Genomic DNA, 22,442 nt, shown 5'->3' with positions numbered 1-22,442 from the left:
CGCCAGAGGTGGCAACGCATGAAGGTCGCCATGCCAGAACTAGCCCTGATTCCCACCCCGGCTCCCGCCGGGGAAGAACGCCAATTACCCCGGAATATCGAGGCAGAAGCGGCCTTTCTCGGTGCGATCCTGATCGACAACCGAGTCGTCGAGGATCTGCCCGTGCAATTGCACGCCGCACATTTCTTCGAGCCGCTGCACGGCCGCATCTTCGCGCAGACGATGGCGCTGATCGAGCGAAACAGCATCGCGACGCCGGTCACGCTGAAACCTTTCTTCGAGAATGACGAGGCGATGAAGGCGGTCGGCGGGGTCGGCTATCTCGCACAGCTGACCGGCAGCGGCGCGGGCCTGATCGGCGCGCGTGACTTCGCGCGGCAGATTTTCGACCTCGCGCTGCTCCGCGAACTGGTCGGTGTCGGCCGCACGCTCGTCGACAGCGCGCTCGACACGAGCGAGAGCGTCGATCCGCACGCGCAGATCGAGGAGGCCGAAACCGCGCTCTATCGCGTCGCGGGCGGCGAGGCCGAGATGGGATCGGTCAAGAGCTTCAGCACGGCGAGCCTCACCGCGCTGCAGGCGGCGGAACGTGCGCTCAATTCGGGCGGCCACCTGTCGGGGATCACCACCGGCATTGCCAGCATGAACGCCAAGATCGGCGGTATGCACAATTCGGACTTGATGATCCTCGCCGGGCGTCCGGGTATGGGCAAGACCTCGCTTGCGACCAACATCGCGTACAATGCCGCCGAGCGTTTCCGCCGCGATGAAGAGGACGGTATTCCGCCCGAGAAGAATATGGGCGCGAAAGTCGCCTTCTTCAGCCTCGAAATGTCGGCCGATCAGCTCGCGACGCGCGTCCTCGCCGAACAGTCGGGGGTGTCGGGCGAGGCGCTGCGTATGGGCAAGATCAGCAAGGAGCAGTTTCAGCAGCTCAGCCGCGCCGCGCAGGCGCTCCAGACCCTGCCGCTGTTCATCGACGATACGCCGGGCCTGACGATCGCGAGCCTGCGCACCCGCGCGCGCCGCCTGCAGCGCCGTCACGGCATCGGCTTCATCATCGTCGACTATCTGCAGCTGCTCCAGGGTTCGTCGAAGAGCGGTGATAATCGCGTGCAGGAAATCTCGGAAATCTCACGCGGTCTGAAGACGTTGGCGAAGGAACTTAATGTCCCTGTGATGGCGCTGTCGCAGCTCAGCCGACAGGTCGAAAGCCGCGAGGACAAGCGCCCGCAGCTGTCCGACCTTCGTGAATCGGGCTCGATCGAGCAGGACGCCGACATGGTCCTCTTCGTGTTCCGCGAGGATTATTATGTCGCCGCGCGCGAGCCCAAGCGCCCGGTCGAGGGCGACGATGTGAAGATCCACGCCGCGCACGAGGAATGGGCGGCCGAGATGGAACGCGTCTTTGGCCTCGCCGAGGTGATCGTCGCCAAATCGCGTCACGGTTCGACGGGCAAGATTCGGATGCACTTCGAGGCGAAGACGACGAAGTTTAGCGATCTGGCGGACGAGAGTCAGGCCTATGCGGATTATGAATAGCCCCATCGCCAACACGTCATCCCAACGAAAGCTGGGATGACGGATTGTTTCTAAAACGCCGGATCGTTCGCGGGATCGTCGTCGATCGGTGTCACCGCGGTGTGGATACCGCATTCGGTCTTGTCCCAGCCGCGCCAGCGGCCCGAGCGCGGGTCTTCGCCCGGCTGGACCTTCGATGTGCACGGCGAGCAGCCGATCGAGGGATAGCCTTGCGATTCCAGCGGATGGCGCGGCAGGTCGTGCGCGTCGAAATAGGCGTCGAGGTCGTCGCGACTCCAGTTGGCGAGCGGGTTGAACTTCAGGCGGCCGGTGCTACCGTCGAGCTCGAAGCGCGGCAGGCCGGTGCGAGTCGAGGACTGAAAGCCCTTGCGTCCGGTGATCGAGGTGTCGAAATCGGCCAGGGCCCTTTCGAGCGGCTTCACCTTGCGGATTTCGCAGCAGCCATCGGGGTCGTACGACCAGCGCAGCTCGGTGCCATCCTTTGCCGCCAGTTCCTCGGCGTCGGGCGTCAGATTGACGATATTGAGGCCGAGCTTCGAAGCCAGTTCGTCGCGATAGGCGAGCGTCTCGGGAAAATGCTTGCCGGTGTCGAGGAAGAGCACCGGCATGTCGGGCGCAACGCGGCTCACCAGATGCAGCAATACCGCGCTTTCGGCACCGAAGCTCGACACGATCGCAGTCTCGCCCAGCAACCCCGCGCCGATCACGCTCACGACGACCTCCGCCGCGTCCTGGCCGCGGAAAAGATTGTTGAGGCGGATGACGTCGGCCTGCGTGAAACGCGGTGCCACGTCGATCCGGTCGCGGGTGCGGTCGCCGGCCGCGGGGGGAGAGACTTTCACGTCAGCCATGCCTTAATTTCCATATCGGCACCGCGCCGTCGGCGGCGCCCTGATAATGTTCGGGCCAGCGCGTCAGCGCCGCCTCGACGTCGGCCGGATTGAGCGGTTTTTCGGGCGCGAACGTGTCGAAGCCGCAGCGCTTCATATAGGCGATCTGGTCGACGAGGACGTCGCCCTGCGCGCGCAGTTCGCCGGTATAACCGGCCTCGCGCAGGATGCGCGCCGAGCTGTAGCCGCGGCCGTCGCGGAATTTCGGGAAGGCGACTTCGATCAGCGCGAGCCGGTCGAGATGCGGGATCAGCGCGCGCGCATCCTCGTCGGGCTCGAGCCGCACCGCGGTGGCGTTCGACTGCGACAGGAAGGCGTCGAGCGTGACGCAGGGTTCTTCGCCGTCGCTATGCAGATGCTCAACCATAGATCGCCTCCTTGAAGGGGGCCATGCCGACGCGGCGGAAGGTGTCGACGAAGCGTTCGCCTTCTGCGCGTTCGGCGAGATATCTGTCGGTCACGCGCTCGATCGCGTCGACGATGCCGTCCTCGTCGAAACCGGGTCCGGTGATCGTGCCGAGCGATACATCCTCCGCGCCCGATCCACCGAGCAGCAGCTGGTAATTTTCGGTGCCCTTGCGGTCGACCCCGAGGATGCCGATGTGGCCGGCGTGGTGGTGCCCGCAGGCGTTGATGCAGCCCGAAATCTTGAGCTTCAGCTCGCCGAGTTCCTTCTGGCGGCCAAGGTCCGAGAAGCGCGCCGCAATCTTCTGCGCGACCGGGATCGAGCGGGCGTTGGCGAGGCTGCAATAATCGAGGCCGGGGCAGGCGATGATGTCACTGATCAGGTCGAGGTTCGGCGTCGCGAGCCCCGCTGCGTCGAGCGCCTGCCAGATCGCGTAGAGGTCGGCCTTGCGGACATGCGGCAGCACGATGTTCTGCGCGTGGGTTACCCGGAGTTCGTCGTGGCTGTATTGCTCGGCAAGGTCGGCCATCAGGTCGATCTGGGCCGAGCTGGCGTCACCGGGGATTCCGCCGATCGGCTTCAGGCTGATGTTGACGATCGCGTGGCCAGCCACCTTGTGCGCGGCGACATTCTGGTCGACCCAGACCGCGAAGTCGGGATCGCTGCGGTCGATCGCGTCGGGGGCCGAGGCGTCGAGCGCGGGCGGCGCGAATTGCTTCGCGATGCGGTCGAATTCAGCCTTGGGCGGGTCGATGCCCAACGACTTCACATGCGCGAATTCTTCCTCGACCTGCCGGCGATATTCGTCGGCGCCGAGCTCGTGGATCAGGATCTTGATCCGCGCCTTGTAGATATTGTCGCGGCGGCCGTAGCGGTTGTACACGCGCAGGCACGCTTCGGCATAGCTCAGCATATCCTCGAGCGGCACGAATTCCTTGATCAGCGGCGCGATCATCGGCGTGCGGCCCATTCCGCCGCCGACGTAGAAAGCCGCGCCGTGAACACCGTCGCGCTCGACGATCTGGATGCCGATATCATGCAGGCGCATCGCGGCGCGATCTTCGTCCGCAGCAATCACGGCGATTTTAAATTTGCGCGGCAAATAGCTGAATTCGGGGTGGAAGCTCGACCATTGGCGGAGCAACTCGGCCCACGGACGCGGGTCCGTGATTTCGTCGGCAGCGGCGCCGGCCCACTGGTCCGAGCTGATGTTGCGGATGCAATTGCCGCTCGTCTGGATCGCGTGCATTTCGACCGATGCGAGGTCGGCGAGGATCGCGGGCGCGTCCTCCAGCTTGATCCAGTTATACTGGATATTCTGGCGCGTGGTGAAATGGCCGTAATCGCGGTCGTATTTGCGCGCGATGTGGGCGAGCATCCGCATCTGGCGGCTGTCGAGCGTGCCATAGGGCACCGCGACGCGCAGCATATAGGCATGGAGCTGGAGATAGAGCCCGTTCATCAGGCGCAGCGGCTTGAACTGGTCCTCGGTGATTTCCCCGGCAAGGCGGCGCTTCACCTGGTCCGAAAACTCGGCGACGCGGGCGGCGACCATCGCATGGTCATATTCGTCATATTTATACATGTCAGATCACCCAGTCGCCGGCCGCGGGGTCGGCGGGTTTCAGTGTCAGGTCGGGGCGCACGGTCGGCCCGAGCGCACGGATGCGGTCCTTGATATGCGCGGGGCGGGGGCCGTCGGCGGTTTTCTCGCCCGCAATGATATAGGGTGCGTTGACGCGGCGCGCGGCCTCCTCGACCGCGAGGATCGCTTCGCCATGCTCGCCGACATCGGCCGCGTCCTCGATGTGGATCGACCAGTCGCTTCCCGTCCACCAGGTGACAAATCCTGTCTTCAGGTCGTTGCCCGTGAGCAATTTCATGTGAAGTCCCTTATTTGAGCCGCGACGCCCGGTGCGCCGAGGCAATCGAGCGCGTCTGCGCGCGCTGCAACCTTGCCGACGATGATCAGCGCCGGACTGGCGACCCGTTCGCGCGCGACGAGGTCGCCGAGATCGGTCAGCAGCGTGCGAAGGACGCGCGCTTCGGCGGTGGTCCCGCGCTCGACCACCGCGACGGGCAGGTCGGGCGAAACGCCATCCGCGATCAGCTTGTCGGCGATCGCATTGGCGGTCGCAAGGCCCATGTAGATGACCAGGGTGCGGCCATGTCCCGCGAGCCCCGACCAGTCCTGATCGGTCAGATCCTTGCACTGACCCGCGACGAAAGTGACCGCGCTCGCATCCTCGCGGTGGGTGAGGGGGAGGCCGGCCTGCGCGGCGCAGCCCGCCGCGGCGGTAATGCCGGGGACGACCTCGACCGCGATGCCCGCTTCGCGCGCCGCGTCGAGCTCTTCGCCGCCGCGCCCGAAGATGAACGGATCGCCGCCCTTCAGGCGCACGACCTGTTTGCCCGCGAGCGTTTCACGCACGAGCAACTCGTTGATCAGCTCCTGCTTCATCGTGTGGCGGCTGCGCTGCTTGGCGACGCTGATCCGTTCGACGTGCGCCGGGATCAGCGCGAGTACGCCGTCGCCAACCAGCCCGTCATGAACGACAAGGTCGGCGCTCTGCAGCAGTCGCGCGGCGCGCAAGGTCAAAAGGTCGGGGTCGCCCGGACCGGCGCCGACGAGCCAGAGCTTGCCCGCAGAAGGGAGAGACTTTTCCATGGCATGATAGGTGGTCCAGCATGCCGCGAATGGCAAAGCAGGCTTTATTGACGGTGATGAAGGTAAAATTGCCTCAATACGCCGTCACCCCGGATCAAGTCCGGGGTGACGAGACTGTCTCAGGGTCAGGACCCTAAAGATACTTCTTGGTTACAAGCTGCGACCCTTCGGGATCGCGAAGCCCGACCCCGATCGACGCCCGCATCGCGTCGCTTTCGGCGCTCGCGACGGGGTAGGCGCAATAGTCGGCGGCGTAGAAGGCGCTCGGGCGGTGGTTGCCCGACAGCCCGATCCCGCCAAACGGGGCGGCGGAGGATGCGCCGTTGGTCGGGCGATTCCAGTTGATCACACCCGCGCGCGCATTCGCCCAGAACTGGTCGTAAAGCTGCGGCGTGCCGCCGATCAGCGAGGCCGAGAGGCCGAAGCTCGTATTGTTCGCTTCGGCGATCGCGGCCTCGAAACTTTCGACGCGAACCACCTGTAACAGCGGGCCGAAATGCTCGACATCGGGTCGCTCCGGCATTGCCGTCACATCGATGATGCCGGGCGTGAGGAAAGGCCTACCAGCGACCGGCCGAGACATATGGCGGATGACCTGCCCACCGTTCGACATCAGGATCAGGAAGCTTTCGGTCAGTTGGTCGGCCGCCTCATTGTCGATCACCGGCCCCATATAGGGCGCGGGGTCGGCGTGCGGATGGTCGACGATCAGCCGGTTCGACAGCGTCTTGACCGCTTCGAGAAGCGGCTCCGCCATGCTTTCCTTGACGATCAGGCGGCGCGCGTTGCTGCAACGCTGCCCCGCGCTGAGGAAAGCCGATTGCACCACCAATATGGCGGCGGTCGCGATATCGGCGGTGTCCCACACCACGATCGGGTTGTTGCCGCCCATTTCGAGCGCGAGGATCTTGCCCGGCTTGTCGGCGAACTGGCGGTTGAGCGCGACCCCGGTGCGGGCAGATCCCGTGAACAGCAGCCCGTCCAGCCCGTCATGGCCGGCAAGCGCCTTGCCGGCGTCGGGGCCGCCGACGACCAGGCGCAGCACCTCTTCGGGTACGCCCGCGCTGTGGAACAGCTCGACGAGTTTCGCGCCAACCGCGGGCGTCTTTTCGGAGGGCTTGAACACCACCGAATTGCCCGCGAGCAGCGCGGGGACGATATGGCCGTTCGGCAGATGCGCCGGAAAATTATAGGGGCCGAGGACCGCAAGCGTGCCGTGCGGCTTGTGGCGCACCGCGTTGCGTAGCCCCATGGCGCCCTCGATACGGCGGTTGGGCGTGCGTTCGGCATAGGCCTTGATCGAGATATCGACCTTGTTCGCGACCGATTCGACTTCGGTGCGGGCTTCCCACAGCGGCTTCCCCGTCTCGCGCGCGATCAGGTCGGCGAGCACTTCGCCTTCGGCCTTCACCCGGTCGGCAAAGCGGCGGAGCGCTTCGGAGCGGAAGGCAACCGCCTTCGACGCCCATGCGGGCCAAGCGCCGCGCGCGATCGCGACTTCCCGGTCGACATCGCTCGCCGCCCCGCGCCACAGTTCGTTGCCGGTCGCGGGTTCGAAGGAAAGCAGCGTGTCGCTCATGGTCCCCCGCCTCTTATCGGTGAAAGCAGATGGCGGCAACCGGCCTGACCGCGCCGATGCGACGGATGGCTTGCGCCGGGCGCGCTGGGCGGCGATAGACGCGCGAGGGGCGATGGTTGCGGCGACGAGAAAGGGACGCGCGATTTCGGCAAGGCAGGACATCATGCGCGACTGGGACGACCATTATTGGTGGTCGCACGACGGCGTCCGCCTGCACGCGCGCATCTATGCGGGGCCGAAGGGCAGCGAGGCCGCCCCGCCGATCCTCTGTATGCCGGGTCTCGCGCGTAACGCCCGCGATTTCGAGGCGCTCGCCCCGCACATGGCGGCGAAACGGCGGGTGATCGTCGCCGAATTCCGCGGTCGCGGCGAGAGCGCCTATGCCAAGGATCCGATGACCTACGTCCCGCTCACCTATGTGCAGGACGTGGTCGCGCTGCTCGACGAGCTGACGATCGAGCGGTTTGCGACGGTCGGCACGTCGCTGGGCGGACTCGTTTCGATGCTTCTCGCGGCGACCCAGCCGGGACGGATCGTCGGGGCGGTGCTCAACGACGTCGGGCCCGAGCTGGAAAAGGCGGGGCTCGACCGTATCCGCGACTATATCGGCGCGGGCGGCAGCCAGCCGACGTGGATCCACGCGGCGCGTGCCTATGGTGAGCTCAACGCCGCTATCTATCCCGCCTATGACATCCACGACTGGCTGCGCATCACCAAACGCACCCACCGGCTGACGCAGGAAGGGCGGATCGTCACCGATTACGACAAGCAGATCGCCGCGCCGCTGCGCGTACCGAACGGCGGCGATGCGGGGGTCGACCTGTGGCCGGCCTATCAGGCGCTTGGTGATGTTCCGGTGCTGATCCTGCGCGGGGCGCTGTCGGACATCGTGTCGGCCGGAGCGGCACGGAAGATGGCGGATGCCTTGCCCAAAGCGCGGCTTGTCGAGGTGCCGCACGTCGGCCACGCCCCGACGATGGACGAGGGCGAGGCGCGCACCGCGATCGATATGTGGATATCGGACCTGCCGCCGACGTGACGGGCAACCGCGCCCCCGTGCGGATCTTGCACCTCCATTCCGGCTTTTCGCTGGGCGGGAAGGAGGCGCGCGCTGTCCGGCTGATGAACCTGATGGGGCCGCGTGCGCGGCATGTCATCCTGTCGGCGATGCCCGACGCGCTGGACGCGCGCGCTGCGATTGACCCCGGCATCGACGTGCGTTTCCCAGCCGATGCACCTCCGCTCCATGGCAAGCCGGGGCCGTCGCGCTATCGCGCGCTCGCGCGCTATATGCGGCGCTTCGATCTGGTACTCAGCTATAATTGGGGCGCGATGGACGGGGTGATGGCGCACCGTATATTCTCGCCCTTCCTGCACCTGCCGCCGATGATCCACCACGAGGACGGCTTCAACGAGGATGAGAGCCTCCGTCGCAACCGGAAGCGCAACTGGTTCCGCTATGTCGCGCTGCCGACGACCGAGGCGCTGGTTGTGCCGTCGACGCAACTCGAACGGATCGCCGCCGACGAATGGCGCAAACGGCGGCGCGTGCAACTGATCCGCAACGGGATCGACGTTGCCGCTTACGCGCGCGGTCCCGACGTGCCGATCCCGGGGTTCGAGCGGCGGAAGGGCGAAGTGGTGATCGGCACCGTTGCCGGGCTGCGCAAGGTCAAGGATATGCCGCGGCTCGTCCGCGCCGTCGCCACGCTGCCCGGTAAAGTCCGGCTGGTGATCGTCGGCGAAGGGCCCGAGCGTGCGGCGATCGCCGCCGAGGCGGCCGCTGCCGGGATCGCCGACCGGCTGGTCATGCCCGGCTTCATGGCCGAGCCTGCACGCTGGATCGGCCATTTCGATATGCTCGCGCTGTCGTCGCGGAGCGAACAGGCGCCGATCGCGGTGATCGAGGCGATGGCGGCAGGCTTGCCCGTGGTCAGCCCCGACGTCGGCGACGTCGCGGCAATGGTGTCGGGGCAGAATTTCCCCTTCGTCGCTGCCGACGAGGCCGCCTTCCGCAAGGCCTTGGCAACATTGACCGAAGACGCTGCACTTCGCGCGCGCATTGGCCACGCAAACCGCGATGTCGCGGCGGCGCGCTTCGACGAATCAATCATGGTCGCGGCCTATGAAAATCTCTATGGTCGCGCGCTCAAGGGTCGCAGCCTTTTCTCCGGGGAATAGGGGGCGCCCCCATTGACTTTCATGGCCGGCTTCCGCTTACGGAAGCGGTAAACGGGGGTTCCGGCGCGACGAAGGCCGGGCGGAGAGAAAGAGGTTTAGTGTGTTCAAAGGTTTGAAGCCCATCCTTTACGGTGGCCGTGAAGTGTGGCCGCTCGTGGAGGGTGGCAAGGGCGTATCGGCGACCAACCATATGTCGAGCGGCGCATGGGCGGCGGCGGGCGGGATCGGTACCGTTTCGGCGGTCAATGCCGACAGCTACGACGCCGACGGCAATGTCATTCCGCAAATCTATCGCGCTGCGACGCGCAAGGAGCGTCACCAGGAACTGATCCAATATGCGATCGACGGCGCGGTCGAACAGGTGCGGCGCGCCTATGACATCGCGAGCGGTAAGGGCGCGATCAACATCAATGTGCTCTGGGAAATGGGCGGCGCGCAGCAGGTGCTCGAGGGCGTGCTCGAAAAGACCAGGGGCCTCGTGACCGGCGTGACCTGCGGCGCGGGGATGCCGTACAAGCTCAGCGAGATCGCGGCGAAGCACAATGTGAATTACCTGCCGATCATCTCGTCCGCGCGCGCCTTCCGGGCGCTGTGGAAGCGCGCCTATCACAAGGTCGCCGACCTGATGGCGGCGGTGGTGTACGAGGATCCGTGGCTTGCGGGCGGTCACAACGGCCTGTCGAACGCCGAGGATCCGCGCAAGCCCGAGGATCCCTATCCGCGTGTCAAGGCGCTGCGCGACACGATGCGCGCCGAGGGAATTTCGGACGACGTGCCGATCGTGATGGCCGGCGGAGTCTGGTACTTGCGCGACTGGGAGCATTGGATCGACAATCCCGAACTCGGCCAGATCGTCTTCCAATATGGCACGCGGCCCTTGCTGACCGAGGAAAGCCCGATCCCGCAGGAATGGAAGGACCGCCTCCGCACTCTCGACGAGGGCGACGTGCTGCTCCACCGCTTCTCGCCGACCGGCTTTTATTCGAGCGCCGTGCGCAACCCGTTCCTCCGCGATCTCGAAGCGCGCTCGGAACGCCAGATTCCCTATTCGAAGCAGGAAGCGGGCGATCATGTCGTCCAGCTCGACGTCGGGGTGAAGGGCAAGAATTTCTGGGTCACCCCGCACGACCGCGACCGCGCGCGCGACTGGGTCGCGGAGGGCTATACCGAAGCGCTCAAGACCCCCGACAACACCGTCGTCTTCGTCACCGACACCGACAAAAGCGTCATTCGCAAGGATCAGGCCGACTGCATGGGCTGCCTATCGCACTGCGGTTTCTCGGCATGGAAAGACCATGACGATTATTCGACCGGCTACCTCGCCGATCCGCGCAGCTTCTGCATCCAGAAGACGCTGCAGGACATCGCGCACGGCGGCGATGTCGAACAGAATCTGATGTTCGCGGGCCACGCCGCGTTCAACTTCAAGACCGATCCCTTTTATTCGAACAACTTCACCCCGACGGTGAAGCAGCTCGTCGACCGGATTTTGACGGGGGATTGATCTCCCCCGTCCTTGCGAGCGAAGCGAAGCAATCCAGAGCGGTCTTGCGCCCCCCCGCGAGGCTGGGCTCAGGCCCAGCCCTCCAGCACCTGATCGGGCGGGCGATGCCCGTCGCACCAGGCGCGGATGTTGGCGATAACCTTTTCGCCCGACGCCTCGCGGCCCTCGATCGTCGCCGAGCCGAGGTGCGGCAGCAGCACGACATTGTCGAGCGCGAGCAGCGCCGGGTCGACCGCGGGTTCGTGCGTATAGACGTCGAGCCCCGCGCCCGCGATACGGCCGGTCTGGAGCGCCGCGATCAGCGCCTTTTCATCGACGATCTCGCCGCGTGCGGTGTTGATCAGGTAGGCGGTCGGCTTCATCGCCCCGATCCGCGCGGCATTCACCAGCTCGTGCGTTTCGGACGTATGCGGGCAATGGATCGTCACCACGTCGCTGATGCGAAGCAGCGTGTCGACGCTGGCGTGGTAGCTCGCGCCCAGTTCCTCCTCGATGGCTTCGGGCAGGCGGCGGCGGTTGTGGTAATGGATCGACAAGCCGAAGGCGCGGGCGCGGTGCGCGACCGCCAGCCCGATCCGCCCCATGCCGATGATGCCGAGCAGCTTGCCGCCGACGCGGTGGCCGAGCATCGCGCTCGGTGCCCAGCCGGCCCATTTGCCCGATCGCATCAGCTTCTCGCCCTCGGCAAGGCGGCGGGGAACGCTGAGGATCAGCGCCATCGTCATGTCGGCGGTGTCCTCGGTGAAGACGCCCGGGGTGTTCGACACCATGATGCCTTTCGCGCGCGCGGCGGCAAGGTCGATATGGTCGACGCCGGCGCCGAAATTGGCGATAAGCTTAAGCCGCTCGCCGGCCGCGCCGATCACTTCGGCGTCGATCTCGTCGGTCACCGTCGGCACCAGCACGTCGCAGTCCGCGACCGCGGCTTTCAATTCGTCCTTGGTGAAGGCGTGATCGTGCGCCGAAAGCTGGGCGTCGAACAATTCGGCCATGCGCGCCTCGACATGCGGCATCAGCTGGCGGGTGACGATGACGCGCGGGCGCTTCGGGCGGGATGAATCGGGCATGGCCGCGGGTAGAGCGCGCCGCGGCACGGGGGTCAAGAGGGGGCGGCGCGAAAAGGCTGGGGACGAACGCATCCTTTTGCGCGGCGAACGGTTGAAATGCCGGCACGACTTTGACAAGGCAGGGGTATGACCAGCCGCCAGATCCTGACCAGCCTGATGCTGCTTGCCGCCGTGGGACCGGCCGCCGCGCAATCCGACGTCGAATTGCCCTATTGGGCGTCGATCAGCGTCGACGAGGCGCGGATGCGCAAGGGGCCGTCGCCCGACGTCCCTGTCACCTGGGAATATCGGCGCAAGGATCTGCCGGTGAAGGTGATCGCGCGGCACGAGACCTGGCGCAAGATCGAGGATCCCGACGGCACACAGGGCTGGATGGCGGCACGGCTACTGAGCCGCACGCGCACCGCGATCGTGACCGGCGAGATCCGTCCGATGCGCGAGGAGCCCGATACGTCCGCCGCGGTCGCCTTTCGCGCGCAGCCGGGCGTCGTCGGCCGGATCACCGACTGCCAGAAAGGTTGGTGCCTGTTCAACGTCGGTGGCCGCAAGGGCTGGATCCAGACCGACCATATCTGGGGCGACTGATCGCGCCCCTGCGGCAGACCTCAGGCGCGCCTCGTCATTGCTTCTTCGGGGTCACCGTCACAACCGTGCCGTCGTCGGCGGTGGCGGTGAAGCTGCCGTCGGCGGCGGGTTTCGAAACCGCCCAGCACATGCCCATCTCGTCGCCTTCGGGATCGAAGCAATCCTTGCCGTCGTGGGCGGCGAAGAGTCCCTTCACCTGCTTGCCCTTGGCATCGGTGTCGACATAGGTGCCGTCGGCGTTGATCGTGGTCGTACCCATCGTGCCGTCGGCCATCTTCACGTCATAGGTGCCCGGAGCCGTTCCCGAGTCGGCTGCCGGTGCCGGCGCCGCTTCGGCGACCGGTTCGGCAGGCGTTTCCTTTTTCTCTTCAGTCTTTTGCGAACAGGCGGCGAGCATCGAAAGCGCAGCCAGCAGGACGATTTTCTTCATCGGACCTCTCCCCATCCAAGGTGAGGCGAAGCTACGCCGATCGACGCGGCAAGCAAATGCGAAAAGGGCCGGACGATTTTCGCGCCCGGCCCTTCCCGATCCGCCGTCATTTAGCGCCAGCGGAACTCGTTGCGATACACCTTGACCACCTTGCCGGTTCGCACGTTGACCAGCAGCAGATCGTTATAGTGGCGGACATAGGTCAGGCCCGCACCCGCCCGCGGCACGCCCCAACGGCGGTCCCATGCGGGCCGATAGGCCGGGGCGTAATAGGTGGGACGCAGCGCCTGTCCGACCCGGAACTGCTGGTAGCGGAACGGAGCGCGATAATTCTGATAGCGCGCGTCGCGGCGCCAGTCGCGTTTGTCCTCGCGATATTCGCGCTTCGCATCGCGCACATCGTCACGCGCATCGCGGACGTCGCCGCGATCGCCGTAGCGCTTGGCGTGGTTCAGGTCGCGCTGTTCCTGGCGGATGTCCTGACGGTCGCGACGGAGTTCGCCGGTCTGGGCCTGTGCCATCGCCGGGACCATCATCGCGGCGATCAGGCCGGCGGTGAGAATTTTGCTCTTCATTGTGCCATTCCTTTGCATCGTCAGGGGGAGGGGATCTGCCCGATGACAAGCATGGAATAGGCGCGCCGGTTTGAACCAAACCGGAATGACGCGTTTATTTTCAGGTCATTAGTGTCGCAATTTGTCGCGCCCCAAACGACGAAAGGGCGCCGTCTTGCGACGACGCCCCGGAACTTTCGCCGAAAGCGGTTCAGACCAGCTCGACCGCCACCGCCGTCGCTTCGCCGCCGCCGATGCAGAGGCTCGCGATGCCGCGCGTCTTGCCGTGGCGCTGGAGCGCGGCGATCAGCGTCGTGATGATGCGCGTGCCGCTGGCGCCGATCGGGTGACCGAGCGCGGTCGCGCCGCCGTGGACGTTGATCTTTTCGCGCGGGATGCCGAGGTCGTGCATCGCGAACATCGCGACGCAGGCGAAGGCTTCGTTGACCTCGAACAGGTCGACGTCGCCGATCGACCAGCCCGCCTTGGCAAGCAGCTTGTTGATCGCGCCGACCGGTGCGACGGTGAAGTCCTTCGGTTCCTGCGCATGCGCGGCGTGCGCCACAAGCCTTGCGACGGGCTTCGCGCCCTTGGCGTCGGCGACCGACTGGCGCGTCAGCACCACCGCTGCGGCGCCGTCCGAAATCGACGAGCTCGTTGCGGCGGTGATCGTGCCGTCCTTGGCGAAGGCGGGCTTCAGCGTCGGGATCTTGTCGGGCATCGCCTTGCCGGGGGCTTCGTCGGTGTCGACGATCACGTCGCCCTTGCGGCCGGCGATCGTGACCGGTGCGATTTCGGCGGCGAAGGCGCCATCGGCAATCGCGGCCTTGGCGCGGCTCAACGATTCGAGGGTATATTCGTCCTGCGCCTGGCGGCTGAGCTGATAGGCGTCGGCGGTATCCTGCGCGAAGGTACCCATCGCGCGGCCGGCTTCATAGGCGTCTTCCAGCCCGTCGAGGAACATATGGTCATAGGCGGTGTCGTGGCCGATGCGCGCGCCCGAGCGATGCTTCTTGAGCAAATAAGGAGCGTTGGTCATCGATTCCATGCCGCCCGCGACGACGACATCGACGCTGCCGGCGGCGAGCGCTTCGGCGCCCATGATCACCGTCTGCATGCCCGAGCCGCAGACCTTGTTCACGGTCGTCGCCTGCACCGACTTCGGCAGGCCGGCCTTGATCGCGGCCTGACGCGCCGGCGCCTGGCCGAGGCCGGCGGGAAGCACGCAGCCCATATAGATGCGCTCGATATCGTCGCCGGCGACGCCAGCACGTTCGACCGCCGCCTTGACCGCGGTGGCGCCGAGATCGGTCGCGCTCGCGTCCGACAGGGCGCCCTGCATGCCGCCCATCGGGGTGCGGGCATAGGAGAGGAAGACGACGGGATCGGTGGCGGTCATGGCATGAGACTCCGTAGGGGAAAACTGGATCGGCGGCGCGTTTAACCCAAATGCTGCATCTGCGAAAGGGGCATCACGCCGCCGACACCGACCCGTCAAAGTTCAGGAAAGGTCAGCCCAATGGCGAACCCGTCGAATCTGTGCCGCGCGGGGTGCGGACGAATGGGTGGCGTGGCGGATCGGGAAGGGACTGTTCGTCCGCCAGCTTGAAGCATGACTGGATATTGTAGGAAAGCGGTTTTTGGGCATGGCGTTTGGGGAAGGGCAGCGAAGATCGATATGGCTTGTTGAAGGTCCGGAAAGGGGTGGTTTCCAGACATTCGTCACCCCGGACTTGCTCCGGGGTCCACGACTTCGACGCGGGGATGGATCCCGGATCAAGTCCGGGATGACGAAGAGGGAATTATCCTCCCTGTGGCGTAGCCATGGGGAGGGGGACCGCTCGCGAAGCGAGTGGTGGAGGGGCCGCGACGTCGGCGCAAAAGCCCCTCCGTCAGCGCTTCGCGCTGCCACCTCCCCATGCCCACGGCACAGGGAGGAACGAATGTCCGAAACCGGTCGATTCCGGTCATCGCCGCCAGATTGGCGGCGGACGGCCGAAATGGGGTGGGGAGCGGACGTTATGGTCCTCCCCATCGACTTGCGATGGGGAGGTGGCAGCCCGCAGGGCTGACGGAGGGGCCGAGCGCGCAGCGCTCGCTAACGCTCGCCGCCCCTCCACCACCGCTTCGCGGCGGTCCCCCTCCCCATCGCAAGTCGATGGGGAGGATCTTATGGCAGCTTCCGACCGAAATCGGTCACCCCACGCTACAGCACATATTTGCTGAGGTCGGTGTCGCCGACCACATCGGCGAGCTGCTTGTCGACATAGGCGGCGTCGATGTCGAGCGTCGTGCCGGGAGCGTCCTCGGCGGTAAAGCTGATTTCCTCGACCAGCCGCTCCATGATCGTCTGGAGGCGGCGCGCGCCGATATTCTCGACCTTTTCGTTCACGTCTGCGGCCAGTCTGGCGACGCGCGCGATCGCTTCGGGCTTGAAGTTCAGCGTCACCCCCTCGGTGCCGAGCAGCGCAGCATATTGTTCGGGGAGGCCCGCCTTGGTTTCGCTCAAGATACGGACGAAATCCTCCTCGGTCAGCGCGCCGAGCTCGACGCGGATCGGCAGCCGGCCCTGCAGTTCGGGGAGCAGGTCGCTCGGCTTCGCGACATGGAACGCGCCCGAGGCGATGAAGAGGATATGGTCGGTCTTCATCGGGCCATATTTGGTCGCGACGGTCGTGCCTTCGATCAGCGGCAAGAGGTCGCGCTGGACGCCCTCGCGGCTCACCGAGCCGCCGCGCACGTCGCTGACCGCGATCTTGTCGATCTCGTCGAGAAAGACGATGCCGTTCGCTTCGGCATCGGCGAGCGCGACGCGCGCGACATCATCCTGGTCGAGACGCTTGTCCTGCTCCTCTTCGAGCAGCCGTTTCCACGCCTCCATCGCCTTCATGCGGCGGCGCTTTTTCGGCCCGCCGCCAAGCGCCTTGCCGAGCATGTCGGAGAGGTTGATCATGCCGACCTGTCCCGGCTGCCCCGGGAGTTCGAACGGCATCGACGGCGCGTCGCTGACCTCGATCTCGACGTCGCTCTGTTCGAGATGCCCGTCGCGGAAGCGCTGGCGGAAGCTTTCGCGCGTCGCCTCGCTCGCGCCCTTGCCGGTGAGGGCATCGAGCAGCCGCTCCATCGCGGCCTCCTCGGCGGCGGCGCGCACGGCCTCGCGGCGGCGGTCCTTTTCGAGCCGGACGGCTTCCTCGACGAGGTCGCGGGCGATCTGTTCGACGTCGCGGCCGACATAGCCGACCTCGGTGAATTTGGTCGCCTCGACCTTGATGAAGGGCGCGTCGGCGAGCTTCGCGAGGCGGCGCGAGATCTCGGTCTTGCCGCAGCCCGTGGGGCCGATCATCAGGATATTCTTGGGGCTCACCTCGTCGCGCAGGTCAGGCGCGAGCTGCTGGCGGCGCCAGCGGTTGCGAAGCGCGACGGCAACCGCTCGCTTGGCGGCGGCCTGGCCGATGATATGCGTGTCCAAGGCGGCCACGATGGCCTTCGGAGTCAGATCCTTGTTCATATTTATTTCCGGATTTCGATGGTTTCGGAGGTGAACTGGTCGTTGGTATAGACGCAGATGTCGGCGGCGACTTCCATCGCCTTCCGGGCCAGCACCTCGGGATCTTTTTCATAGTCGGCAAGCGCGCGCGCGGCGGAGAGGGCGAAATTGCCGCCCGAGCCGATCGCGGCGATCCCGCCCTTGGGTTCGAGCACGTCGCCGTTGCCGGTGATGACGAGCGTCACCTCCTTGTCGGCGACGATCATCATCGCCTCCAGATTGCGGAGATATTTGTCGGTGCGCCAGTCCTTGGCCAGCTCGACCGCGGCGCGGAGGAGCTGGCCGTTGTGACGTTCGAGCTTGGCCTCGAGCCGTTCGAAGAGCGTGAAGGCGTCGGCGGTCGCGCCCGCGAAACCGCCGATGACGCGGCCGTCGTGAAGGCGGCGCACCTTCTTCGCGTTCGGCTTCATCACGGTCTGGCCCATCGATACCTGGCCGTCGCCGATCACGACGACCTTGTCGGCACTGCGGGCGGAAAGGATGGTGGTTCCGTGCCAGGGTGCGGCACTTTGCGCATGGGGATTGGTCATGCGCCGGATATGGGCGATGGGTCGGTGCGCCGCAAGGGGAGGGGCAAGGGACGCGCCTGCGGGAGGTGACGTCAGGCTGTCGGCGGCGGGTTCGCGGCCAGATATTCGACGATCGCCTTGACCTCCTGCGCGCGGTCTTTCGGGATGATCAATATGTCTTCGCCATGGGCGACGACGATCAGATCGGAGACCCCGACTACGGCGACGCGCTTGCCGCCGTCGGCACGGAGGTAATTGCCCCTCGCGTCGATCGCGATGACATCGCCGAGCCGGACGTTGTTGCTTTCGTCCTTGTCTCCAAGCTCGTGCAGTGCTGCCCAGCCGCCGACGTCGGACCAGCCAGGATCAACCGGAGCGACCACCACCTGTTCGGCGCCCTCCATCACGGCATAGTCGACCGAGTTCGACGGGCTGGCAAGGAAGGCTTCGGCGTCCGGATGGCACCGCGCGCCATCCTCGCGCGAGTTTGCAACCGCGGTTGCGCAGGACGAGGCCATTGCGGGTTGTTGGCGTTCGAGTTCGGTTAGGAAGCGGTCGGCACGCATAAGGAAGATGCCCGCGTTCCAATAATGACCGCCCTCGGCCAGCATCGCCTCGGCCCTGTCGCGGGGCGGTTTTTCGACGAAGCGCCGGACTCGGTAAACGCCCGGCGCGCCGAGAAACGGATCGCCCATCGCGATATAGCCATAGCCCGTCTCCGGATGGGACGGCGCTATGCCGAACGTCGCCAGTGCGCCCGCGTCGGTTGCCGGAAGTGCGGCTTCGATCGCGGCGAGGAAGGCGGGGACGTCGGTCATGACGTGATCGGCGGGCATGACGAGTATCGTTGCGGCAGGGTCGTCGGCAAGTGCGACACGCGCCGCCAATGCGATCGCGGGGGCGGTGTTGCGCGCCGCCGGTTCTATAATAATGCGCGCATCGGCGATGCCCGCCGCTGCGAGGTCTGCTTCGACATGCGCGACGTGTGCCGGGCCACAGACCACGAGCGGCGGGGCGAAGCGTCCGCGATCGGCCGCGCGTTCGAGGGTTTGCAAGAACATGCTCCCCTTCCCGGTCAGCGGCTGGAACTGCTTTGGCGCGGTGCCGGTCGATACGGGCCACAGGCGTGTGCCGGAACCGCCGGACAAGATGACGGGGACGATCATGTTCATTTCCGGACCTTTTGGGGATGAGATCAGACGGGCCAACTGAGCAGCGCACGTGCACGGGGAGCAAGTGCGATCCGGTCGGCACGATCCGTGGCGACGCATTCGCCCAGCCGCACATCTTCGCCGGCGAGGCTGCATCCTTGCGACAGCGGAGTGAAAGTGAAGTCCGCGATGTCCTGCGGCAGGAAGGCGGAAGCGTCGGGGCCGGACAGGTGGAGCAGGCGGAAACTCGGGCCATCCACGAGCAGGCAATTCTCGGTCGCAGCCACGCGGCGGTCGCGGGGATCGGCGTGTGGCCTGGTCGCGGCCACCGCGAGGCCCGCGTCGAGATGCAGTTCGCGCGGGCGACCATAGTCGTAGAGCCGATAGGTGCAATCGACGTTCTGCTGCACCTCGACAACCGTCAGCCCCGCGCCGATGGCGTGGATCGTGCCTGCCCGATTATAGACGAAATCGTCAGCATGCGCCGGTCGCCAGTCGATCATGTCGACAATCGACCCGTCGATAGCGGCGTTGCGGAGGACGTCTCGCGTCGCTTCGCCGATAAGTCCTACCCCCAGTTCCGCTCCGGCGTCGGCTTCAAGTACCAGCCAACACTCCTCCTTGCCGCGCGGATAGCCGGCGGCGCGCCCCGCCTCGTCGCCGGGATGGACCTGGATCGACAGGCGTTCGGAGGTGAAGAGGAATTTGACCATGATCGGCGCAGCAGCGCCGTTCGGATGCGCGAACCATATTTCGCCGATACGCCTGTCGCCGAAGTCGCCAAACTCGCTCGGAATGTCGGTGCGACCCCATGGTTTTTCTACTACGATGGTCTGCAAGCGACTCAGCATTTCTTGCCCTTGTTCGTCCGGTAACGGGGGTATCTAGACGCGGTCTAATCCTTGACCAACGGTACACATTGGTCCATCACCGCCCCGTCGCGCCCAATTTCCGAAAAATCTTTAATTTTTTAGTGCTTAAGTGCAAATGTCTTTTTTAAATTTCTTTGGGCGACGTGCCCCGGCCGCTGCGGCGGTGCGACCCCGCGTCGAAGCGGGGCGCCGCGTATACGCCGTCGGCGACATCCACGGCCGGAACGATCTGCTCGTCGCGCTACTCGATATGATAAGGGCCGACGATCGCGCACGTGGGGCGGCGGAAACGGTTCTGATCCTGCTCGGCGACCTGATCGATCGCGGTCCCTCGTCTGCCGCGGTTCTCGACACGGCAGTTAAAGCGAGCAAGGAATGGACTGATTTTCATTGGCTTACGGGGAATCACGAAGAAGTCTTCGCAAAGGTTCTGGCGGGCGATTCCGAGGCATTGAAATTTTTTTGCCGGATCGGCGGCGAGGAGACTATCCTCAGCTATGGCGTTGCGCCTGACGCGTATCGGGGGATGAGCCTTGCCGAACTTTCGGACGCTTTGGCCGCCCTCGTTCCCGCCTCGCATCGCCAATTCCTGGAAACCGGCGAAAGCTGGGTGCGCGAAGGCGACTATCTTTTTGTCCATGCGGGCATCCGACCGGGCGTCGCGCTGATGGATCAGAAGGCATCGGACCTTCGTTGGATCCGCCAGCCCTTTCTTGACGATGCCCGCGACCACGGATTTTTCGTCATCCATGGCCATACGATCAAGGAAGAGATCGATCTTCATCCCAACCGGTTGGGGATCGACACGGGCGCTTATTATACCGGAAGGCTCACAGCGGTCGGACTCGAAGGAGACCAACAATGGTTTCTGACAACCTAGACCGTCCCGGCGGGACGCCCGTCGCGCCCGGGGGCGGCGCGCAACTCCGGTCCCGTTTCGGTGTTTCACGCTCTGACGATCCGTCGGCGAGGAGATTGCGGTGACTATATTGGAGCGTTGCGAGCAAATGCTGCTGGCAGCGATTACCCGGCTTGCTGGTCGGCCCCGGTCTGAACGGCGATGGATGGCGGTGGTCATCGACGCCGGACTGCTGGTCGTGGCAGCGATCATTGCGCTCCAGCTCCGTACCGGGAAGTGGTTCATCTGGGGCCCCTATTTCGGGATGCTCGTCGCGTTCGGGGCGAGTTTCTGGTTCCCAATCGCTTGGGCGCGCAATATCTATTCGTCGCTGATCCGTTTTTCGGGCGGCCGTACGATGATGAGCCTCGCCGTCGCATGCGCGATCTTCACGGTGCCGATGGTCATCATGCTGTCCTTTGTCTCGTTTCCCGGCATTCCGCGGACGATGGGACTGCTATACCCGATGACCTTCCTCGCACTCCTGTGCTTCAGCCGTCTGGCGCTGCGTTTCATTGTGGTCGACCTTTTGCATACCGGAAATAAGCAGTTCGAGCGGCACGGTATCTGCATCTATGGCGCGGGCCGGGCCGGGCAGCAGCTTGCGATGGCGCTTCGTCACGAACCGCAGATGAAACTAGTCGCGTTCATCGACGACGATCCCCGGCTGCGAGGACAACTGCTCGATGGTATTCCAGTCCATGAGTCGGCGCATCTTCCTGCCCTGATCGATGAATATCGGATCGACGAAGTCCTGCTTGCGATTCCGAGTGCCGCGCGCTCGCGTCGCCGCCAGATCATCGAGGATCTTTCCGAGCGCGGAGTCGCCGTCCGTTCATTGCCCAGCGTCGGCAACATCATCGAAGGCCAAGTGTCTATTTCCGATCTGCGCGAAATCCAGATCGAAGAATTGCTCGGTCGCGACCCCGTTGCGCCGAACGAACTGTTGCTGGGCAAGACGCTTGCCGGCCGCGTCGTGTTGGTAACGGGGGCTGGCGGATCGATCGGTAGCGAATTGTGCCGGCAAATATTGGCGTGCCGTCCCTCGCGGCTGATCCTGGTCGAGCAATCCGAGCTTGGCCTCTATGAAATCGAGCGCGAGCTTTCGTCGGTGGCCTTTCGTGGCGGGCTGGGTTCGGAGGTGGTGCCTGAGTTATGCGACGTGTCCGATCGGGCCTCGATCCGTCGCATCTTTGAAAAGTATCGCCCTGACACCACCTTTCACGCCGCAGCATACAAGCATGTTCCGCTGGTCGAGGCGAATCCGATCTCCGGCCTGCGCAATAATGTTTTCGGTACGTTTCACACGGCTCTGGCGGCCGAGGCTGTGGGCGTATCCCATTTCATTCTGGTTAGCACCGACAAGGCGGTGCGCCCGACCAATGTCATGGGGTCGTCGAAGCGCATTTGCGAACTCGTCCTTCAGGCTCGCGCGGCCGCCGGTTCGGCAACCGTGTTTTCGATGGTCCGCTTCGGCAACGTTCTGGGTTCGAGCGGTTCGGTCGTGCCGCTGTTTCGACAACAGATCCGCGCCGGCGGTCCGATCACGCTGACCGACAGGCGGATCACGCGCTATTTCATGACGATTCCCGAGGCGGCGCAGCTGGTGATCCAGGCCGGCGCGATGGCGAAGGGCGGCGAGGTGTTCGTTCTCGACATGGGGCAGTCGGTTCGCATCTATGATCTTGCGGTCTCGATGATCCGGCTTTGCGGTCTGACCGAACGTTCGGCGCACAACCCGGCCGGCGACATCGAGATCGTCGAAATTGGCCTTCGTCCCGGCGAGAAATTGTATGAGGAGTTGCTGATCGGCGACGATCCTCAGCCGACCGGCCACGAGCGAATCATTCGCGCCCACGAAACGATGTTGCCCTGGCCCGCGCTCGAGGCGGTCCTGACAGCGATGCACGACCGGCTTGAAGCCGGGGACGCTGGGGCGGCGCTCGCGCTGATGGAAAAGCTCGTCCCCGAGTATCGCACCGCAAAGATTGAGAATGGAACCGTGACGGAGCTGCTGGCCCACGGATGATGGCGCGGGCCCCCCCGGCTCGGCTGCTGC

General features: G+C 65.1%; 21 protein-coding genes. 7 read left to right on the top strand and 14 right to left on the bottom strand.

Features of this window, described 5'->3' with window-relative positions:
• Nucleotides 1-30 precede the first annotated feature (30 nt).
• The gene (locus ATE64_RS08400) at nt 31-1,542 is read left to right on the top strand and encodes a replicative DNA helicase (protein WP_058454955.1); all 1,512 of its coding nucleotides are present in this window, start codon (nt 31-33) and stop codon (nt 1,540-1,542) included.
• A gap of 50 nt (nt 1,543-1,592) precedes the next feature.
• Here ATE64_RS08400 and ATE64_RS08395 read toward each other — a convergent pair whose 3' ends face one another.
• The 6 genes from ATE64_RS08395 to astD form a co-directional block, all read right to left on the bottom strand.
• Nucleotides 1,593-2,393 (bottom strand): phosphoadenylyl-sulfate reductase, encoded by an 801-nt coding sequence (locus ATE64_RS08395; protein ID WP_058454779.1) that lies wholly within the window; start codon nt 2,391-2,393, stop codon nt 1,593-1,595.
• Nucleotides 2,386-2,799 carry a DUF934 domain-containing protein gene (locus tag ATE64_RS08390; RefSeq protein WP_058454778.1) on the bottom strand — a complete coding sequence of 138 codons (414 nt, stop codon included), beginning with the start codon at nt 2,797-2,799 and terminating at the stop codon, nt 2,386-2,388. Before ATE64_RS08390 ends, ATE64_RS08395 begins: the two co-directional genes overlap by 8 nt.
• Nucleotides 2,792-4,423: a nitrite/sulfite reductase gene (locus ATE64_RS08385; RefSeq protein ID WP_058454777.1), complete on the bottom strand. Its 1,632-nt coding sequence runs from the start codon at nt 4,421-4,423 to the stop codon at nt 2,792-2,794. Before ATE64_RS08385 ends, ATE64_RS08390 begins: the two co-directional genes overlap by 8 nt.
• Nucleotide 4,424: 1 nt before the next feature.
• Nucleotides 4,425-4,721 (bottom strand): DUF2849 domain-containing protein, encoded by a 297-nt coding sequence (locus ATE64_RS08380; protein WP_058454776.1) that lies wholly within the window; start codon nt 4,719-4,721, stop codon nt 4,425-4,427.
• Complete coding sequence (cobA, locus tag ATE64_RS08375; RefSeq protein WP_058454775.1) at nt 4,718-5,506, bottom strand: uroporphyrinogen-III C-methyltransferase; 789 nt, start codon at nt 5,504-5,506, stop codon at nt 4,718-4,720. Before cobA ends, ATE64_RS08380 begins: the two co-directional genes overlap by 4 nt.
• A gap of 133 nt (nt 5,507-5,639) precedes the next feature.
• Nucleotides 5,640-7,085, bottom strand: coding sequence for a succinylglutamate-semialdehyde dehydrogenase (gene astD, locus ATE64_RS08370; protein ID WP_058454774.1), 1,446 nt, complete (start codon nt 7,083-7,085; stop codon nt 5,640-5,642).
• 163 nt (nt 7,086-7,248) lie between these two features.
• On the opposite strand from astD, the gene ATE64_RS08365 reads away from it, so the two are divergent.
• The 3 genes from ATE64_RS08365 (at nt 7,249) to ATE64_RS08355 (ending at nt 10,770) form a co-directional block, all read left to right on the top strand.
• Complete coding sequence (locus ATE64_RS08365; protein WP_058454954.1) at nt 7,249-8,124, top strand: alpha/beta hydrolase; 876 nt, start codon at nt 7,249-7,251, stop codon at nt 8,122-8,124.
• Nucleotides 8,097-9,266 (top strand): glycosyltransferase, encoded by a 1,170-nt coding sequence (locus tag ATE64_RS08360; protein ID WP_231729049.1) that lies wholly within the window; start codon nt 8,097-8,099, stop codon nt 9,264-9,266. Before ATE64_RS08365 ends, ATE64_RS08360 begins: the two co-directional genes overlap by 28 nt.
• A gap of 100 nt (nt 9,267-9,366) precedes the next feature.
• Nucleotides 9,367-10,770, top strand: coding sequence for a nitronate monooxygenase (locus ATE64_RS08355; RefSeq protein ID WP_058454773.1), 1,404 nt, complete (start codon nt 9,367-9,369; stop codon nt 10,768-10,770).
• 68 nt (nt 10,771-10,838) lie between these two features.
• Here ATE64_RS08355 and ATE64_RS08350 read toward each other — a convergent pair whose 3' ends face one another.
• The gene (locus tag ATE64_RS08350; protein WP_058454772.1) at nt 10,839-11,837 is read right to left on the bottom strand and encodes a D-glycerate dehydrogenase; all 999 of its coding nucleotides are present in this window, start codon (nt 11,835-11,837) and stop codon (nt 10,839-10,841) included.
• Nucleotides 11,838-11,963: 126 nt separating this feature from the next.
• Here ATE64_RS08350 and ATE64_RS08345 point away from each other — a divergent pair, with 126 nt between their 5' ends.
• The gene (locus tag ATE64_RS08345; protein ID WP_058454771.1) at nt 11,964-12,422 is read left to right on the top strand and encodes an SH3 domain-containing protein; all 459 of its coding nucleotides are present in this window, start codon (nt 11,964-11,966) and stop codon (nt 12,420-12,422) included.
• Between the two features lie 34 nt (nt 12,423-12,456).
• Here ATE64_RS08345 and ATE64_RS08340 read toward each other — a convergent pair whose 3' ends face one another.
• From ATE64_RS08340 to ATE64_RS08310, 7 genes are all read right to left on the bottom strand, one after another.
• The gene (locus tag ATE64_RS08340; RefSeq protein ID WP_058454770.1) at nt 12,457-12,852 is read right to left on the bottom strand and encodes a hypothetical protein; all 396 of its coding nucleotides are present in this window, start codon (nt 12,850-12,852) and stop codon (nt 12,457-12,459) included.
• 110 nt (nt 12,853-12,962) lie between these two features.
• Complete coding sequence (locus ATE64_RS08335; RefSeq protein WP_058454769.1) at nt 12,963-13,427, bottom strand: RcnB family protein; 465 nt, start codon at nt 13,425-13,427, stop codon at nt 12,963-12,965.
• Nucleotides 13,428-13,617: 190 nt separating this feature from the next.
• Nucleotides 13,618-14,805, bottom strand: a complete 1,188-nt coding sequence (locus tag ATE64_RS08330) for an acetyl-CoA C-acyltransferase (protein ID WP_058454768.1) — start codon at nt 14,803-14,805, stop codon at nt 13,618-13,620.
• A gap of 807 nt (nt 14,806-15,612) precedes the next feature.
• Nucleotides 15,613-16,914 carry an ATP-dependent protease ATPase subunit HslU gene (hslU, locus tag ATE64_RS08325; protein ID WP_058454767.1) on the bottom strand — a complete coding sequence of 434 codons (1,302 nt, stop codon included), beginning with the start codon at nt 16,912-16,914 and terminating at the stop codon, nt 15,613-15,615.
• Nucleotides 16,915-16,916: 2 nt separating this feature from the next.
• Nucleotides 16,917-17,483 (bottom strand): ATP-dependent protease subunit HslV, encoded by a 567-nt coding sequence (gene hslV, locus ATE64_RS08320; protein ID WP_058454766.1) that lies wholly within the window; start codon nt 17,481-17,483, stop codon nt 16,917-16,919.
• 71 nt (nt 17,484-17,554) lie between these two features.
• Nucleotides 17,555-18,634, bottom strand: coding sequence for a mannose-1-phosphate guanylyltransferase/mannose-6-phosphate isomerase (locus ATE64_RS08315; RefSeq protein ID WP_058454765.1), 1,080 nt, complete (start codon nt 18,632-18,634; stop codon nt 17,555-17,557).
• Nucleotides 18,635-18,657: 23 nt separating this feature from the next.
• Nucleotides 18,658-19,452 carry a class I mannose-6-phosphate isomerase gene (locus ATE64_RS08310; RefSeq protein ID WP_231729048.1) on the bottom strand — a complete coding sequence of 265 codons (795 nt, stop codon included), beginning with the start codon at nt 19,450-19,452 and terminating at the stop codon, nt 18,658-18,660.
• 148 nt (nt 19,453-19,600) lie between these two features.
• Here ATE64_RS08310 and ATE64_RS08305 point away from each other — a divergent pair, with 148 nt between their 5' ends.
• Together ATE64_RS08305 and ATE64_RS08300 are read left to right on the top strand one after the other, a co-directional pair.
• Nucleotides 19,601-20,365 carry a metallophosphoesterase gene (locus ATE64_RS08305; RefSeq protein ID WP_058454763.1) on the top strand — a complete coding sequence of 255 codons (765 nt, stop codon included), beginning with the start codon at nt 19,601-19,603 and terminating at the stop codon, nt 20,363-20,365.
• Nucleotides 20,366-20,555: 190 nt separating this feature from the next.
• The gene (locus ATE64_RS08300) at nt 20,556-22,412 is read left to right on the top strand and encodes a nucleoside-diphosphate sugar epimerase/dehydratase (RefSeq protein ID WP_231729047.1); all 1,857 of its coding nucleotides are present in this window, start codon (nt 20,556-20,558) and stop codon (nt 22,410-22,412) included.
• Nucleotides 22,413-22,442: the final 30 nt, after the last annotated feature.

Source organism: Sphingopyxis sp. H073 (assembly GCF_001468395.1).
In the GTDB taxonomy this organism is placed as follows: Bacteria; Pseudomonadota; Alphaproteobacteria; order Sphingomonadales; family Sphingomonadaceae; genus Sphingopyxis.
Note: the sequence above shows the minus strand (reverse complement) of the source record. Positions and strands in the feature narration are given on the sequence as shown.

Excerpts from the sequence above, each read along its gene's own strand:
- ATE64_RS08400 (WP_058454955.1), top strand. The coding sequence starts at position 31 with ATGCCAGAACTAGCCCTGATTCCCACCCCGGCTCCCGCCGGGGAAGAA.
- ATE64_RS08395 (WP_058454779.1), bottom strand. The coding sequence starts at position 2,393 with ATGGCTGACGTGAAAGTCTCTCCCCCCGCGGCCGGCGACCGCACCCGC.
- ATE64_RS08390 (WP_058454778.1), bottom strand. The coding sequence starts at position 2,799 with ATGGTTGAGCATCTGCATAGCGACGGCGAAGAACCCTGCGTCACGCTC.
- ATE64_RS08385 (WP_058454777.1), bottom strand. The coding sequence starts at position 4,423 with ATGTATAAATATGACGAATATGACCATGCGATGGTCGCCGCCCGCGTC.
- ATE64_RS08380 (WP_058454776.1), bottom strand. The coding sequence starts at position 4,721 with ATGAAATTGCTCACGGGCAACGACCTGAAGACAGGATTTGTCACCTGG.
- cobA (WP_058454775.1), bottom strand. The coding sequence starts at position 5,506 with ATGGAAAAGTCTCTCCCTTCTGCGGGCAAGCTCTGGCTCGTCGGCGCC.
- astD (WP_058454774.1), bottom strand. The coding sequence starts at position 7,085 with ATGAGCGACACGCTGCTTTCCTTCGAACCCGCGACCGGCAACGAACTG.
- ATE64_RS08365 (WP_058454954.1), top strand. The coding sequence starts at position 7,249 with ATGCGCGACTGGGACGACCATTATTGGTGGTCGCACGACGGCGTCCGC.
- ATE64_RS08350 (WP_058454772.1), bottom strand. The coding sequence starts at position 11,837 with ATGCCCGATTCATCCCGCCCGAAGCGCCCGCGCGTCATCGTCACCCGC.
- ATE64_RS08345 (WP_058454771.1), top strand. The coding sequence starts at position 11,964 with ATGACCAGCCGCCAGATCCTGACCAGCCTGATGCTGCTTGCCGCCGTG.
- ATE64_RS08340 (WP_058454770.1), bottom strand. The coding sequence starts at position 12,852 with ATGAAGAAAATCGTCCTGCTGGCTGCGCTTTCGATGCTCGCCGCCTGT.
- ATE64_RS08335 (WP_058454769.1), bottom strand. The coding sequence starts at position 13,427 with ATGAAGAGCAAAATTCTCACCGCCGGCCTGATCGCCGCGATGATGGTC.
- ATE64_RS08330 (WP_058454768.1), bottom strand. The coding sequence starts at position 14,805 with ATGACCGCCACCGATCCCGTCGTCTTCCTCTCCTATGCCCGCACCCCG.
- hslU (WP_058454767.1), bottom strand. The coding sequence starts at position 16,914 with ATGAACAAGGATCTGACTCCGAAGGCCATCGTGGCCGCCTTGGACACG.
- hslV (WP_058454766.1), bottom strand. The coding sequence starts at position 17,483 with ATGACCAATCCCCATGCGCAAAGTGCCGCACCCTGGCACGGAACCACC.
- ATE64_RS08315 (WP_058454765.1), bottom strand. The coding sequence starts at position 18,634 with ATGAACATGATCGTCCCCGTCATCTTGTCCGGCGGTTCCGGCACACGC.
- ATE64_RS08305 (WP_058454763.1), top strand. The coding sequence starts at position 19,601 with ATGTCTTTTTTAAATTTCTTTGGGCGACGTGCCCCGGCCGCTGCGGCG.